This is a genomic window from Litorivita pollutaquae (assembly GCF_003205515.1).
Taxonomy (GTDB): domain Bacteria; phylum Pseudomonadota; class Alphaproteobacteria; order Rhodobacterales; family Rhodobacteraceae; genus Litorivita; species Litorivita pollutaquae.
On the sequence record NZ_KZ826488.1, the window covers coordinates 19,731 to 36,233 of the forward strand.

Consider the following 16,503-nt stretch of genomic DNA (forward strand, 5'->3'; position numbering starts at 1 on the left):
AACCATGGATTTTACTCTGAACGACGAACAACGTCAGATCTACGAATACGGCGGCCAGCTGGCCCAGCAATACGACAACACCTATTGGCTCGAGCACGCCCGCAAGCATGAATTCCCGCACGACATGTTCAAACAGATTGCCGATGACGGCTTTCTGGGGATCATGGTGCCGGAAGAATACGGCGGCGCCGGCCTTGGCATGACCGAAATGGCGTTGTTCATGGAAGGCACCGCCAACCATGGTATTCCGCTTTTGATGATGGTGGTCGGACCGACCATGTCGCTGGCCCACCTGGCCAGCCACGGCACCGAATTCCACAAGAAAGAGCTGCTGCCGGCGGCCTGCCGCGGTGACATCCAGTTCTGTTTCGCGATCACCGAACCCGGTGCCGGATCCAACACCATGAAGGCCACGACACTGGCCAAGCGCAATGGCAACCGGTTCACCCTGTCGGGCGAAAAAACCTTTATCACCGGTGCCGAAGTGGCGGATTACTGCCTCGTCGTGGCGCGGACCAAACCCCACAATGAAGTGGACCGTAAGACCGACGGCTTTACCCTCTTTGCGGTCGACCTGAAGAAAAAAGGCGTCGACAAGCAGCGGGTTAAGATCTCGATCCCGCTGCCCGAGGAACAGTGGACATTGTTCTTTGATGACGTGGATCTAGGCCCCGAAGATGTGGTCGGCGAAGTGGACGAAGGCTTCTCGATCCTGTTCGACAGCCTTAACCCCGAGCGCATCATCCTCTCCGCACTGTGCTGCGGCATTGGCCGGTTCGCGCTGAACAAAGGCGTGGCTTATGCCTCCGAGCGCAACGTATTCGGTCAACCGATCGGCGCGCACCAAGGCGTGCAACACCCGATGGCCAAAGCGCACACAGCGGTCGAAATGGCCAGCCTGATGACCCGTCGCGCGGCATGGGAGTTTGACAACAAACTGCCTGCTGGTGCGTCGTCGAACATGGCAAAATATGCCGCCGCCGAAGCCGGGATCGAGGCCGTAGATGCCGCGCTACAGGCGCATGGCGGATCGGGCTTTACCGAGGATACAGGGCTTTACGAGATGTACCCGCTGGTGCGTTTGCTGCGCACGGCGCCGGTCAACCGCGAACTGTGCCTCAGCTTCATTGGTGAAAAGGTCATGGGTCTGCCGCGATCTTATTGATCGCGCAGCCCGGAACGGAGGACGATATGCAATTTGGAATGCGCTTCCGGCGGCAGGACGCCGCCGACAAGGTAAATGATCGTTTCTGGCACGAGATCGAGGGCATGCCTCTCGATAAAGTGCGCCAGATTCAGGAAGAGCGGCTTCGCGATCAAATGGCCTATCTCAAGGCGAACTCGACCTTCTATCAGGAAAAGTTCGCCGAAGCTGGCGTGGATTTTGATGATATTCGCACCATCGAAGATCTGCAAAAGCTGCCCTTCACCTACAAAACCGAAATCCGCGAAAGCCTTGCGGCGGAGCCGCCCTTTGGCAAACACCGGGCCGCACCGATGGCGGACATCGTCCAGATGCAAGCCTCGTCCGGAACGACCGGTAGCCCGTCTTACGTGGCGATGACCGAGTCCGACACCGAGATGTGGCATGAGATGACCGCACGTTGTTTCTTTGCCAATGGTGTGCGCCCCGGCGATATGGTGCTGCATGCCTTTGCACTGGCCAAAGGTTTTGTTGGCGGCATTCCGGTGATGCAAGGTTTGCAATACATGGGTGCAGTCGATGTGCCGGTGGGCGCCGATGGCGGGGCCGAACGGCTCTTGCGCGCCTGTGCCGACACGCGCCCGCGCTGCATTGTCGGCGCGCCGAATTTCGTTCTGCATCTGGCCGAAAAAGCGCCTGAGGTGCTTGGCTGCAAGGCCAGCGAATTGGGCGTCGAACATGTGATCGTCGGCGGCGAACCCGGCGGCGGCATTCCTGCCATCCGTGCCAAGATTGAAGAGGCTTGGGGCGCGAAATGCTGTGAAATGCTGGGCGGCACCGATCTCGGCGTGACCTATTGGGCCGAATGCGACGCCCAATCGGGCATGCATATGGTCAACATGGACTATATCATCACTGAATTGCTTGACCCTGAAAGCGGCAAAATCATTCCGTGGGAAAAGGGCGCCGAAGGCGAAATGATCTATACCGCGCTTGGCCGTCAGGCCAGTCCTGTGGTGCGGTTCCGGTCCGGCGATTATATCGAAGTGATCGACACCGAATGCACCTGCGGGCGCACCGGACCCAAGATCCGCTGCACCGGCCGGACCGACGACATGCTGATTGTGCGCGGGGCCAATGTGTTCCCTTCGGCGGTCAACAGCGTGGTCACCGAAATGGTGCCGGACACCAATGGCGTCATGCGCATCGTGGCCGATTTCACCGGCCACACCACGCAGGGCGCGCTGACGGTGATTGTTGAACGCGGGCCCGACCGTGACCCCGCAGATGACGCGGCCCTCAAGAAAAAGATCGAACAGCGCCTGCGCGACGCTCTTGTCTTCAAGGCCGATGTTCATCTGGTGGCCCCTGACACCTTTGAAAAACCCGGCGCCGCCAAGGTCGCCTTTGTTCTGAGAGAATATCCAGATCTGCCATGACAAAAATGAAATCCCTCCTCGACACCGGGTCTGATGACTTCCGGGAAAACGATGCGCAGTATCGCGCCAAAGTTGACGATCTGCATGCGCTTCGGCGGACGCAGCGCGTCGGCGGCCCTGAAAAGGCACGCGAACGGCACGAATCCAAAGGCAAGATCCTGCCGCGCGAGCGCGTTGAGCGCTTGATCGATCCGGGCACGCCGTTTTTGGAACTCGGCGAACTGGCCGGGTTGAATATGCACAAGGGCGTTCCGCCCGGCGCCGGCATCATCACCGGCATTGGTGTGATCGAAGGCCGTCAGTGCATGATCATCGCCAATGATGCCACCGTAAAGGGCGGCACTTATTTCGGGATCACCTGCCGCAAACACGTGCGCGCGCAGAAAGTCGCGTGGAAAAACCGCCTGCCTGTCATCACGCTGGTGGATTCCGGCGGTGCTTTCCTGCCTGACCAAGCCAATCTGTTCCCCGATGAAGGTCAATTCGGTTCGATCTTCCACCAACAGATCGGCATGTCCGGCGACGGCATTCCGCAGATCGCCGTAGTGATGGGTCCCTGCACCGCAGGCGGCGCCTATATTCCCGCGCTCTGCGACGAAGTCGTGATCGTGCGCGGTCAGGGCTTTATGTATCTGGGCGGGCCGGAATTGACCTTTGCCGCAACCGGCGAAAAGGTCGAAGCCGAAGAGTTGGGCGGCGGCAAAATGCACTCCTCCGTCTCCGGTGTGACCGACCATTTGGCCGAGGATGATGCGCACGCATTGGCCATCACCCGCGATATTGTGCGTCACTTGGGCGAGAAGCCCGTGCCCCGCAAAACACCCGCCGAACCGCGTCCGCCGGCCTACCCGACCGAGGAAATTTACGGCCTTATCAGCCGCGATCCCAAGGTGCCGACCGACAACCGCGAGATCATCGCGCGTCTGGTCGACGACAGTGATTTCCACGAGTTTAAACCGCTCTATGGTGACACCATCATGACCGGATGGGGCCGTATCCATGGCCACGAAGTCGGCATTATCGCCAACACCGGTGTGCTCTTTGTCGAGGCCGCGTTGAAGGCCACGCATTTCATCAATCTTTGCGTCCAGCGCGATATCCCGCTGCTGTTCCTGGCCGATGTGAACGGCTTTATGGTGGGCCGCGAGGTCGAACAGATGGGCATCGCCAAAGCAGGTGCCAAGATGATCACCGCCATGTCTTCCGCGCGGGTTCCGAAGTTCACCATCATCACCGGCGGCTCCTACGGGGCTGGTTATCTGGCGATGCTGGGCCGTCCGTTCCAACCGGACGCGATGTTCGCGTGGCCCACGGGCCGCTCTGCGATCATGGGCCCCGAGCAAGCGGCCAGCGTTCTGGCGCAGGTGCGCGCCCAAATCAACGAACGCGAAGGCAAAACCTGGACCCCAGAGGAAGAGGAAGCCTTTAAGGCCCCGATCCGCAAGGAATACGAAGAATTTCAAGGGGCCTACAATTTCGCATCGAACCTATGGATCGATAGCGTGATTGAACCGTGTGAAACCCGCAACGTCATGGCGCTTATGCTGGATGTGACGTCGCGCAGAGCCAAGGTCGAAACCAATTTCGGCGTGTTTAGGATGTGAGGAGCGATCCATGAAAATCAAAACGCTTCTAATCGCCAATCGCGGCGAAATTGCCTGCCGGATCGCGCGCACCGCGCGGGCCAGCGGTATCACCCCTGTTGGCGTGCATTCCGATGCCGATGCCAATGCCCTTCATGTCCGCGAAATCGGGCATTCCGTCTGCATCGGGGCCGGACCGGCCTCCGAAAGCTATCTGAAGATCGACGCTGTGATTGCCGCCGCGAAATCGGTCGGCGCGGATGCAATCCATCCCGGGTATGGCTTTTTGGCCGAGAACTCCGATTTTGCCCGTGCAGTCGAAGCCGCCGGTATGGTCTTTATGGGGCCAACGCCGGACACACTTGAACGGTTCGGCGATAAGGCCAGCGCCAAAGAGGCCGCCGTGGCCGCCAGCGTTCCGGTTATTTCGGGCGCCGAAGGTGCGCGGTCTGATCCACAAGAGATCGCCGAAGAGGTGCGCGCGATGGGCTTGCCCGTCTTGCTCAAGGCCGTCGGTGGCGGTGGTGGACGCGGTCAGCGTCTGGTGACCGACGAAACCACCCTGGTGGAAGACATCGAAGGCGCGCTGCGCGAGGCAAAGTCGACCTTCGGCTCCGAAGGGCTTTTGCTTGAACGGTTCCTGCCCGAAGCGCGCCATGTCGAAGTGCAAATCGCGGGCGATGGTAAGGGGCATGTGGTGCACCTGTTTGAACGCGATTGCACGCTGCAGCGCCGTCACCAAAAGGTCATCGAGGAAGCGCCGGCTTGGGGCCTGCCCCGCACGCTTTTGGACAAGATCGCGCAGGACGCGGTCCGTCTGGGCGAAACGCTTGACTATCGCGGCCTTGGCACGGTGGAATTTCTGGTCGCGGGGGAAGAATATTTCTTCCTCGAAGTGAACCCCCGTATTCAGGTGGAACACCCCGTGACCGAAGCGATCACCGGCTTGGATCTGGTTGCGCTGCACCTGCGGATTGCCGAAGGCGCGGGCCTTGGCTTGGTACAGGATGATTTGAAAATCAACGGCCACGCGGTCGAGGCACGGCTTTATGCCGAAGATCCGGCGATGCAATTCGCCCCCTCGACAGGCACATTGACCACGCTGAGCCTGCCGGAAGGTTTGCGCATCGACAGCGGCGTTGAAGAAGGCGACGCAGTGACGCCGTTTTACGATCCGATGATCGCCAAACTGGTGGTGCATGCCGCCGACCGCGAAACCGCATTGGCGCGGCTGGCGACGGCTTTGGACCATGTCGCGGTCGAAGGGGTGCAAACCAACCGGGCTTTCTTGACAGCTCTGGCGCGCAATCCCGAATTTGAACAGATGCAGGTGCACACGCGCTGGATCGACGGCAGGCTCGATGAGCTCACGCAGGCGCATACCCTGTCCCGTCCTGCGCTTTGGAAAGCCGCCGCGGCCATTCTTTTCGTGGCCGCATCGCGGAGCGACGCAAGCACCAATCCATGGACCAACCGCGATACCTTTACCGGATGGCGGCTTGGCCTTGGCGGTGATGCGATGGAAGCAGGGCAGCATGTCACGCTAACCGATGCTGCCGACACCTCCGAGGAATTCCGCGTCGGGCCGATCAAAGCTGTGGATACTTACACCGTCATGTCGGAAAACGGCGATGCTTTGACCTTGGCCATGCGTGAAATCACCCCGGGCCGGTGGCGCATCAGCGACGGCGATGACGTCTTCTTGATTGATGCGCGCTTGCATGCGGGCGTGATTGAAATGGACACGCCTGAGGGACGGCTTGTCTTCCGTCCTGCCGCGCCTTTGGACTTCGCCGGTGGCGATGCAGCCGGTGATCGCGCTGTGGCCTCGCCGCTCACCGGTATGATCGTCGAAATCAAGGTGGCCGATGGTCAAGACGTGACCGAAGGCGACGTGATCGCGGTGATGGAATCCATGAAACTTGAAATCTCGATCCGCGCGACCGCTGCGGGGATCGCCAGCAACATATCCGTCTCGAATGGGGACATGGTCGATCGCGGCCAAGTCATCGCCGAGATACTACCATCCGAGGAGTGATAAAATGAGCGATTTTCCAAAATTCGTCGAGTTCAGAGAAGAAGGCCCGCGTGAAGGCTTTCAAATCGAAAAAAAGATCTACCCGATCGAAGAGCGGATCGAACTGATCGACATGCTCAGCGAAACCGGATTGAAGCGCATTCAGGTCGGCAGCTTTGTCAGCCCGAAATATGTGCCGCAAATGGCAGATACCGGCGAGTTGTTCCAACGCATCAAACGCAAACCCGGCGTGAACTACACCTCGCTTTGGTTGAACGACAAAGGCTTCCGCAAGGCCCTGACCGCGCATGAGGTCGATATCGACCCGCGCCTGTTGTTCTACCCCTCCGAAGCCTTTGCGCAATCGAACAACAATTGTTCTTCGGCAGAGATGCGCGAAAAACAACGCGATTGGGTTCGGCTTTACAAAGAAGAAGGCTACACCGTTGATGCGGCCTATGTGATGACGGCCTTTGGGTGCAACTTCGAAGGCGCCATCCCGCAAGAACGCATTCTGGACGATTTCCGCTTTATCATTGAGCTTTGCAAAGACGAGCAAATTCCCCTGCCCATCCTTGTGATCGCCGATACGATGGGTTGGGGCAATCCCGAAGCCGTCAAACGGATGATCGGCGCGCTGCGCGACATGGCACCGGAGGCCCGCATCGGGATGCACATCCACGATACGCGCGGCCTTGGTATTGCCAATCTTCATGCGGCCCTGTCGATGGGTGTGGACATGTTCGAAAGCTCTGTCGCCGGTCTTGGCGGCTGTCCTTTCGCTGGCCACGGCCATGCGCGTGCTGCGGGCAACGTCTGCACCGAAGATGCGGTTTTCCTGTGCCACGAGTTGGGCATTGAAACCGGCATCGATTTGGACAAACTGATCGCCGCCGCCGTCAAGGCGGAAGAGATCATTGCCGCGCCGCTTATGGGCCGCGTCATGCACACTGGCGGTCTCGACAAATACCGCAAAGCAAGCTGAGGGAGACGAAGATGACAAAGGCACTTGATGGAAAAGTAGTTCTGGTCACCGGAGCAGGTGGCGGAATCGGACGTGACATCGCCCTGATGGCAGCCTCCGAAGGCGCCGCTGTGGTGGTCAACGATTTGGGCGCGTCGCTGAAAGGCACCGGCCAGACCGAAAGCGCAGCGCAAAAAGTGGTTGAGGAAATCAAGGCCGCAGGCGGCGATGCGATTGCCGATGGCGGCAACGTCACCGATCCCGACGCCGCGCGCGCCATGATCGAAGCCGGTGTGAAGGAATTCGGCCGCATCGACGCAGTGGTGAACAACGCCGGCATCCTGCGCGACGGGTTCTTCCACAAAATGACCTATGAAGATTTCGACGCAGTGGTGAAGGTCCATCTTTATGGCTCCTTCAACACCAGCCGTGCCGCCGCAGATTATTTCCGCGAGCAAGAGGGCGGCTCCTTGGTGCATATGACCTCGACCTCGGGGTTGATTGGTAACTTGGCGCAGGCGAACTATTCCGCTGCGAAACTGGGCATCGCCGCCTTCTCGAAATCTGTGGCGCTGGACCTTCAGCGTTGGAACGTGCGTTCGAACTGCATCGCGCCCTTCGCGTGGAGCCGGATGATTTCGTCGATCAAAACCGACACGGACGAGCAAAAAGCGCGGGTTGCAAAGATCAAAGAAATGACACCGGCCAAGGTGGCACCCATGGCCTGTTTCCTGATGAGCGACCGCGCAGCGGACGTGACGGGACAAATCTTTGCTGTGCGCAAGAACGAAATCTTCTTGTTCAACCAACCCCGCCCCGTGCGCTCTGTGCATTCCGGTGACGGTTGGACCGCAGATGAAATCGCCGACCGCGCTATTCCTGCGCTCAAATCGCAATTCACACCGCTCGAAGTGTCGGCGGATGTCTTTTCGTGGGATCCGGTCTAATGGGTAAGCGTAAGGAAAAAATCAGCTCCGATATCGCATGGAGCACCGCCGACAAGATCAGCGTGCGCGGGCTCGACCTGCCAAACGAAATCCTGGGTCACATGAACCTTGGTGATCTGGCCTTTTTGCAACTGACGGGCCGCAAGGCCACGCCAGAGGAAAGCCGCGTCTTCAACGCCATCGTGATCACCTTGGTCGAGCACGGCATCACGCCGTCGGCCATGGCCGCGCGCATGACCTATATGGGCGCGCCGGAATCGCTTCAGGCGGCTGTCGCGGCTGGCCTATGTGGTTTGGGCACGGTGTTTGTCGGCTCCATGGAAGGCGCATCGAAGATGCTCTATGAGGCGCTGCCACCAGAAAAACTGGGCACTGGCGCTGATTTGGATGCGATTGCCTTGGAAACGGTCGAGAAATTCCGCGCCAAAAAGACCATCGTGCCGGGGCTTGGCCATCCGGTGCACAAACCGGTCGATCCGCGCACTCCGCGTCTGTTCCAAATTGCGGCCGAGAACGGCAAGTCTGGTGAATACATCGAATTGATCCAGAAAATTCAGGCCGTGGCCGAAGAAAAGTCGGGCAAAATGCTGCCGATCAACGCCACCGGCGCGATTGGTGCGATTTGCTGTGAATTCGGCTTCCCTTGGAAAATCGTGCGCGGTTTCGGTGTCATGGCGCGGTCTATCGGACTGGTCGGGCATATCCTTGAGGAAAGCGAGAACCCGATTTCCTATGAGCTGTGGCAGCGTGCCGAGCAGGAAATCCTCGAAACCTCCGGCCCCGGAGCAACGTAAATCATGCAAACCTCTGCCCCAGAAAACCATACTGATCTGCGTGACGCGCTGCGTGCGCTTTGCGCGCAGTTTCCGCCGGAATACCACCGTAAATTCGGCGAGGATGAAACCTATCCCGAGGAGTTCGTCGATGCCTTGACCCGCGAGGGTTGGTTGGCCGCGATGATCCCCGAGGAATACGGCGGGTCGGGCCTTGGTCTGACCGAAGCATCGATCATCATGGAAGAGGTAAACCGTTGCGGTGGCAACGCCGGCCACTGCCACGGGCAGATGTACAACATGGGCACGCTTCTGCGGCACGGCTCGGACGCGCAAAAGCAGCAATACCTGCCCGGCATTGCCAGCGGTGAACTGCGCCTGCAATCCATGGCCGTGACCGAACCCACCACCGGGACCGACACCACCAAGCTCAAGACCACAGCCGTCAAAAAAGGCGACCGCTATGTGATCAACGGCCAAAAGGTGTGGATCAGCCGTATCCAGCATTCGGATCTGATGATCCTGCTGGCGCGCACCACCCCGTTGAAGGATGTCAAAAAGAAATCTCAGGGTCTGTCGATCTTCATGGTCGATCTAAAGGATGCCATCGGCAACGGGATGGAGGTTCGCCCCATCGCCAACATGCCCGGCCACGAGACCAACGAAGTGTTTTTCGACAATCTCGAAATTCCCGCCGAGAACCTGATCGGGACCGAAGGGCGCGGTTTCTATCATATCCTTGACGGTTTGAACGCCGAACGGACATTGATCGCGGCGGAATGTATCGGCGACGGCTATTGGTTCGTGGACAAGGCCCGCGCCTATGCGGGCGAACGCATCGTTTTTGACCGTCCCATCGGGCAAAATCAGGGCGTTCAATTTCCCATCGCCAAGGCATTCGTGAATGTCGAGGCCGCCAACCTGATGCGGTTTGAAGCCTGTAAACGCTTCGATGCGGGTCAGGATTGCGGGGCGCAGGCGAACATGGCCAAACTGCTGGCCTCCGAGGCCAGTTGGGAAGCTGCCAATGCCTGTATTCAAACCCACGGTGGGTTCGGGTTTGCGCGCGAATATGATATCGAACGCAAATTCCGCGAGGCCCGTTTGTATCAGGTGGCACCAATTTCGACCAACCTGATCCTGTCCTATGTTGGCGAACATATTCTTGGGATGCCCCGCTCCTTCTAAGATATTCATGCGCGGGAATTGATCTCCATCATATGAAGAACTAATCGAATCCTCCACAATTGCTCCAAAGCAATTGTGGAGGAAGATCGATATGAAACGACTTCAAGGAAAGATCGCACTCATCAGCGGTGCAGCCAAAGGCATGGGGGCGGCCGAGGCGCGGCTCTTTGCCAAAGAAGGCGCACAGGTCATTGTCGCCGATGTCGATGACGCGGGCGCAAGTGCCGTGGTCAAGGACATCGAGAACGCGGGTGGTCGCGCGATAGCGGTTCATTTGGATGTCTCTGACGCCGCAAGCTGGCAAACGGCCATCGCAGAAGGAAACAAGGCCTTCGGCAACATCAACGTGTTGGTCAACAACGCCGGCATCTTGCTCATGAAGCCCGTTCAGGACACCACCGAAGACGACTGGGATAAGATTTTCTCGATCAATACCAAGGGCGTGTTTTTGGGCACCAAAGCGGTTTTGGAGAACATGAAGGCCGCAGGCGGCGGATCGATCGTCAATATCTCGTCGATCTACGGCTTGGTCGGCGCGCCCTCGGCGGCGGCGTACCAAGCGACCAAAGGTGCGGTGCGATTGTTCACCAAATCGACGGCGGTGGATTACGCCGAGTTCAACATCCGGGCGAACTCGATCCATCCGGGCGTGATACGCACCCCAATGACCGAAGGCCTTCTGGGCGATCCGGGTGTCGAGAAGGCAATGCTTGGGACAACGATCTTGCAGCGCCCGGCCGAGCCGGAAGAAGTGGCGCGGGCGGTGTTGTTCCTGGCGTCCGATGATGCCTCCTTCATGACCGGATCGGAAATGGTGGTTGATGGTGGCTATACCGCGCAATAGCGTCGGCACCCTCGGCAGGGCTGGTAGAACTATATGGCCAAAACAGTGCGGCGGGCGCAATCGCCGTCGATCCCGTCGTCGTTTGGATCGCTGTCTTAATCCGCCCTGGCAGACCAAGAGAGGTCAGCCGTTTTTGATGGCCTGCGCGCGTGACCAGCCTCTTGCGATGGACAGGAATGCAGATTCCAAAAACGGCTGCGATGGTCCGAGTGTGACGCACGCATACTCAACCAGCGACGCGCTTTGCAGTCCGGGACGTCAGTCGGCAGTCTTTCGCGGTATCAAGGCGCCCTCACCGGCGCCGCACCGACCCGCCGCGCCAGAGGAGATGACACTCCAAACCAGTCCTGTCCCTCGGCCCTCGGTCGTTGTTCGGTACCGCGCGGCCATTCAATGCATACCGCCTTCACTACGACCACGCGCGGCGTCTTACACCAAATCCTAGTCCGTGCTTGTCGCCCATGGCCCGGTGCAAATGCACACGGCCCTCAATCGCACCGCAAAACCTGTGTGAACGCGCACGGACAATTTGCTTCCGCAGCCTCACGTCTCAGCTACGGCCTCTCAAGCGATGATACAGATACGGCTTGGCACCGGAATGAGGGCGACTTCTTCTCTTTTGACGCTTATTAATCAGTAATTTACATCATTTTGGAGCTGCGATAAGTCAACTGTTGATTTGCCTTTCTAACGTATGTTAGGTTTATCTCGTGAGTGCTTGGCATAGTTGCCGAGTGAACCTCTGAACAAAGAGGTGGGAGGAGAAATAATGGGAATGATCCCTTGCACCCGCGCTTGCGCGGAAGATGCCGCTATGTCTGTACGTACAATATGTCGCGGGAAAACCGAGGTCACGTCATGACGGCGGCGCCGCTCGCGGTTCGCAACGCAACATTGAAATTCGGCGGTGTGACGGCGCTTGACGATGTCAGCATCACCGTAAACGATGACGAATTGCTTGCCATCATTGGCCCGAACGGGGCCGGAAAAACATCTCTTTTGAACGTCACGGCCGGGTTCTACCGTCCACAAAAGGGCAGTGTCGAGCTTTCTGGCAAAGACGTCACCGGTCAGCGTGTCGATCAAATCGCCCGGCACGGTTTGGCCCGCACCTTTCAAGGCACCCATCTTTTCGCCGGGCAGACCGTGGTGGAAAACATCATGATCGGCCGGCACATGCTGATGAAGTCAAATGTGGTTCAGGCCTTTTTCCAATATGGCACGGTGATGCGCGAAGAATCGGAGCATCGCGAAGCGGCCGAGGAAATCATCGATTTTCTGGAAATCGAAGCGATCCGGAACAGGCCAGTGGGCACATTGGGTTACGGGCTGCGCAAGCGGGTCGATCTGGGCCGTGCGCTAGCGCAAGAACCGTCGATCCTACTGATGGACGAACCGATGGCCGGCATGAATTCGGAAGAGAAGGAAGACCTGGCGCGCTTCATTCTCGACGTGCGCGAGGCGCGCAAAATTCCGGTGGTTTTGGTGGAACATGACATGGGCGTGGTGATGGATCTTGCCGACCGGATTGTGGTGCTGGATTTCGGGCGTGTGATCGCCGAAGGCACCCCCGAGGAGATCCAGAAAGATCCAGCCGTGATCAAAGCATATCTGGGGTAGCGGAATGGTCAAACAACGAACAGCAATGGTCTACACAGACCCCGCCGTCACGCAGAGCGAAACCCTGCCGCAAGTCCTGTTGGCCCGCGCAAAATCCGCGCCCGACGCGCTTGCCGAACGCCACAAACGCCTTGGTATCTGGCGCGAGTTCACCTGGAGTGACGTGCTTGAAAAGGTCCGTGCGCTGGCGCTCGGACTGGAGGCAAAAGGCCTGAAAGCCGGCGATTCTGTCATGCTAATTGGCGAGAACGAGCCCGAACATTTTTGGGCGGAATACGCGGTGCAGTCTTTAGGCGGGAAAATCCTGTCTGTTTATCCCGATCAAACGGCCGATGAAATTCTCTATCTGGCAGAAGATTCCGAGACCCGCGTGTTTCTGGCACAGGATCAGGAGCAGGTCGATAAATGCATCGAAGTGGCCGACAAATATAACGGCGCCATTGCGATTGTGTTTTGGGATGGATCGGGGCTTTGGAACTACGAGCATCCGCTGTTGAATTCCTTCGACAGCATAAGCGATGCCGGTCGTCAGGTCCACGCCACAGAGCCGTCGCGCTTTGAAGAACATGTCAAACGCGGCCGCGCCGAAGATATTGCCATGCTGTCCTACACCTCGGGGACCACGGGAAAGCCCAAGGGCGTTATCATCAGCCATCGCTACCTGTTCGACAACAGCTCGCGGGTGATGGGGGCCATCGACATCGCACCGGGCACCGAATACCTGACTTATATTTCACCCGCTTGGGTGACCGAACAGATTTTTGGCCTGTCCATCGGTTTGATCGCGCCCATGGTCGTGAACTTCCCCGAAGGGCCGGAAGAAGTGCTCGACAACATCCGCGAACTGGCGGTGGACGCATTGGTGTTCAGCCCGCGGCAGTGGGAAAATCTCGCCTCCATCGTGCAGGCGCGGATGCTCGGCGCCGGCAAGTTCCGCACCGCAATGTACAATTGGGGAATGAAGGTCGGCCGTGACGTGCATGTCGAACGGTTGGAAGGGCGCAGCCCGCGCCTTGCCGCACGCCTGCAACTGCCCTTTGCCGAGGCGCTGGTCTTGCACCATCTGCGCGACAACCTTGGTCTCGGTAAGGCCAAGAACGCAATGAGCGGCGGCGCATTGATGGCGCCGGACGTTTTCCGGATGTTCCACGCGATGGGCGTCAAATTGCGCAACGTCTATGGCGCGACCGAGATCGGGCTTTTGACGGCGCATATGGGCAAGAGCTATCAGCTTGAGACAAGCGGCAGCTGGATGCAAACCAATACCGCCTACGGCGATTTGCTGGAATACCGGGTGTCGCCGGAAGGCGAACTTCATGTGCGCGGCGGATCGGGGTTCGGCGGATATCACGGAAAACCCGACAAGACCGCCGAGGCGCTGACCGAAGACGGTTGGTATGAAACCGGCGACGCCGTGTCGATGACTGACGATGGAGAGCTGTTGTTCTTTGATCGGGTCAAGGACATGCGCCGTCTGGCGAATGGGCACAGCTACCCGCCGCAGTTCATCGAAACGCGGCTGCGCTACAGCCCTTTCATCAAGGATCTGATGACCTTGGGCGACGAGGCCCGGGGTTTCGTCAGCGCTTTGATCAATATCGACATGGAAGTACTCGGCCGTTGGGCGGAAGAGAACAAGATCAGCTTCTCGACCTATACCGACCTGTCGCAAAAGCCCGAGATTTTGGAGCTTATTAAAGGCGAAGTGGCACGCATCAATGCGCTGTTGCCCGAAGGCTCCCGCGTGGCGCGGTTTGCGAATTTCCCGAAAGAGCTCGACCCCGACGAAGGCGAGCTGACCCGCAGCCGGAAACTGCGGCGGACCTTTTTGGAAGAACGCTATGCCAAACTCGTCGACGCGATTTATGGCGGTGATGACATGACCGATCTGGAAATCGCCGTGACCTATCAAGATGGCCGTCAGGGCGTTCTCAAAGCCACGGTTCGGGTATCGGATGTCGAAAATGCATCAAAGGCTGCCACGCGGCAGTCGCAAACTTAAGGGAGGTCGGGGAAATTGGTTTATTTCATCAATGACATCATCACCGGGGCTTTGATCGGCCTGCTTTACGCATTGGTCGCGATGGGGTTCGTCGTAATCTACCGCGCCAGTAAGGTGTTTAATTTCGCGCAGGGCGAACTTGTCATCATCGGCGGTTTCATCGTTTGGTTCACAACCATGCAGCTGGGCCTTAGCCTTTGGCTTTCGATCCCGCTCTCGCTGGTTCTGGCCGGTTTGGTCGGCTACGCGATTGAACGGATTTTCCTGACGAAGCTCATCGGTGAATCGGTGTTCTCGATGGTCATGGTTACAGTCGGTTTGCTGATTTTGTTGCGCGGTCTTGTGCTGTTGCTCTTTGGCCCTGCTGTGCGGCCCTTCCCGATCATCTTTCCGCTCAAGCCATTGTTCCTTGGGGATATGTTGATCCCGATGAATCTGTTGGCGGGTGGGATAATAACCATTGTCGCCGCGGTTGGCCTCTCGTGGTTCTTTAACCGGACACGCTCCGGCCTTCGGATGACCGCCGTCGCAGAAGATCACGTTGTGGCCTCCTCGATGGGTATTTCCGTAAAGGGTTCGATTGCCTTCGCTTGGGTTCTCGGTGCGATCTTGTCCACCATCGGCGCGATGATCTTTCTCAGCGGCAAGTCGCTGACCTTTCTGGCCTCCGATATCGGGTTTGCGGCGCTGCCTGTGGCGCTTTTTGCCGGATTGGAATCAATCGGCGGGCTCATTTTGGCGGGGGTGATCATCGGCGTCGTGCAAAGTCTGACCACCAACTACCTTGATCCGATGATCGGTGGCTCACTGGGCAGTGTTGTGCCCTATATTATCATGCTTGCCATTTTGCTGATCCGGCCCACCGGCCTGTTCGGATGGCGCACAATCGAGCGGGTGTAAGCCATGGATCCTTCTGGAATTTTCCCCACAAGCTATCGCACCGACCGGCGCGTTGTGCGCACACGCTGGCAGGCCATCGCCCTTGCTGTGTTCATGGGTCTCCTGCTGGCGGCACCCTATCTTGCCAGCGGGCGTATCATCGCCGTACTGAACATGATGTTGATCAGCGCCGTCATCGCGGTCGGGCTGCAAATCTGCACCGGCTACGCCGGTCAGATCAACCTCGGTCAAGCGGCATTCATGGGGGTTGGGGCTTATACCGCCTCGATATTGGCCTCGAAAACCGGCATGTCGTTTCTGTTGACGATCCCCTTGGCGGGGTTTGCGGCGGCGCTGTTCGGATTTCTGTTTGGCCTGACAGCGGCACGGATCAAGGGGTTTTACCTCGCGCTCACCACCATTGCCGCGCAGTTCCTGTTCCACTTTGCGGTTTTGAACCTGCCATCGTCATGGATGGGCGGATCAAACGGCATCACCGTGCCGCCTGCTGAACTTTTCGGGTTTCGCATTGTTGGCGAAACCTCACAGTTCTACATGAACCTTGCGGTTGCTACGATCATGATCGCGGGTGCATTTGGCATCATCCGGTCCCGCTTTGGCCGCGCCTTTGTGGCGGTCAGGGACGATGACGTTGCCGCCGGTATCATGGGCATCAACGTCGCGGCGACCAAGGCAAATGCCTTTTTGATCGGTGCCTTCTACGCCGGGGTTGGCGGGGCGCTTTGGGCCTATTTGATCCGTTTTGTCGGGGTCGATCAGTTCACCTTGTTCAACTCGATCTTCTTTATCGCGATGATCATCGTCGGCGGCATGGGGTCCATTGTCGGCGCTTTGGTCGGTGTGTTCGTCATCCGTGTCATTCAGGAAGTCATCGCCACCGTCGGACCCAACATCGCCGACTCTGTGTCGTTCTTGGGTGGTGACATCGTCTTCGCCGGCATGAATGTCATTTTGGGCGGCGTGATCGCAGGGTCCATGATCCTTGAGCCCAAGGGGCTGATGCATCGCTGGAATATCCTGAAATCGTCTTTTCGCATCTGGCCGTTCCCCTATTGATAGGAAAACGGTTTTCAACCTGGGAG

13 protein-coding genes are annotated in these 16,503 nt (G+C 58.3%); all 13 read left to right on the plus strand.

Annotation, left to right across the window (positions count from 1 at the left end; translation table 11 throughout):
• Nucleotides 1–4 precede the first annotated feature (4 nt).
• Complete coding sequence (locus DI396_RS12870) at nt 5–1,165, plus strand: acyl-CoA dehydrogenase family protein (protein WP_027238527.1); 1,161 nt, start codon at nt 5–7, stop codon at nt 1,163–1,165.
• A gap of 26 nt (nt 1,166–1,191) precedes the next feature.
• Nucleotides 1,192–2,583 (plus strand): phenylacetate--CoA ligase family protein, encoded by a 1,392-nt coding sequence (locus DI396_RS12875; RefSeq protein ID WP_110796632.1) that lies wholly within the window; start codon nt 1,192–1,194, stop codon nt 2,581–2,583.
• Entirely contained in the window at nt 2,580–4,187 is a 1,608-nt protein-coding gene (locus DI396_RS12880) for an acyl-CoA carboxylase subunit beta (protein ID WP_110796633.1), read from the plus strand. The genes DI396_RS12875 and DI396_RS12880 overlap by 4 nt, the downstream gene beginning before the upstream one ends.
• A gap of 10 nt (nt 4,188–4,197) precedes the next feature.
• Nucleotides 4,198–6,204, plus strand: coding sequence for an acetyl/propionyl/methylcrotonyl-CoA carboxylase subunit alpha (locus DI396_RS12885; protein WP_110796634.1), 2,007 nt, complete (start codon nt 4,198–4,200; stop codon nt 6,202–6,204).
• Between the two features lie 4 nt (nt 6,205–6,208).
• Nucleotides 6,209–7,168: a hydroxymethylglutaryl-CoA lyase gene (locus DI396_RS12890; RefSeq protein WP_110796635.1), complete on the plus strand. Its 960-nt coding sequence runs from the start codon at nt 6,209–6,211 to the stop codon at nt 7,166–7,168.
• 11 nt (nt 7,169–7,179) lie between these two features.
• Nucleotides 7,180–8,094, plus strand: coding sequence for an SDR family NAD(P)-dependent oxidoreductase (locus DI396_RS12895; protein ID WP_110796636.1), 915 nt, complete (start codon nt 7,180–7,182; stop codon nt 8,092–8,094).
• On the plus strand, nt 8,094–8,888 hold the full coding sequence (locus DI396_RS12900) for a citryl-CoA lyase (RefSeq protein WP_036783923.1): 795 nt from the start codon (nt 8,094–8,096) through the stop codon (nt 8,886–8,888). Before DI396_RS12895 ends, DI396_RS12900 begins: the two co-directional genes overlap by 1 nt.
• A gap of 3 nt (nt 8,889–8,891) precedes the next feature.
• Nucleotides 8,892–10,055, plus strand: a complete 1,164-nt coding sequence (locus tag DI396_RS12905; protein ID WP_027238520.1) for an acyl-CoA dehydrogenase family protein — start codon at nt 8,892–8,894, stop codon at nt 10,053–10,055.
• Nucleotides 10,056–10,146: 91 nt separating this feature from the next.
• Nucleotides 10,147–10,899 (plus strand): SDR family NAD(P)-dependent oxidoreductase, encoded by a 753-nt coding sequence (locus DI396_RS12910; RefSeq protein ID WP_110796638.1) that lies wholly within the window; start codon nt 10,147–10,149, stop codon nt 10,897–10,899.
• 858 nt (nt 10,900–11,757) lie between these two features.
• Nucleotides 11,758–12,519 carry an ABC transporter ATP-binding protein gene (locus DI396_RS12915; protein WP_110796639.1) on the plus strand — a complete coding sequence of 254 codons (762 nt, stop codon included), beginning with the start codon at nt 11,758–11,760 and terminating at the stop codon, nt 12,517–12,519.
• A 25-nt stretch (nt 12,520–12,544) separates the two neighbouring features.
• The gene (locus DI396_RS12920; RefSeq protein WP_110796640.1) at nt 12,545–14,521 is read left to right on the plus strand and encodes an AMP-binding protein; all 1,977 of its coding nucleotides are present in this window, start codon (nt 12,545–12,547) and stop codon (nt 14,519–14,521) included.
• A 15-nt stretch (nt 14,522–14,536) separates the two neighbouring features.
• Nucleotides 14,537–15,421 (plus strand): branched-chain amino acid ABC transporter permease, encoded by an 885-nt coding sequence (locus DI396_RS12925; RefSeq protein WP_110796641.1) that lies wholly within the window; start codon nt 14,537–14,539, stop codon nt 15,419–15,421.
• Between the two features lie 3 nt (nt 15,422–15,424).
• Nucleotides 15,425–16,477: a branched-chain amino acid ABC transporter permease gene (locus DI396_RS12930; RefSeq protein ID WP_110796642.1), complete on the plus strand. Its 1,053-nt coding sequence runs from the start codon at nt 15,425–15,427 to the stop codon at nt 16,475–16,477.
• Nucleotides 16,478–16,503 lie beyond the last annotated feature (26 nt).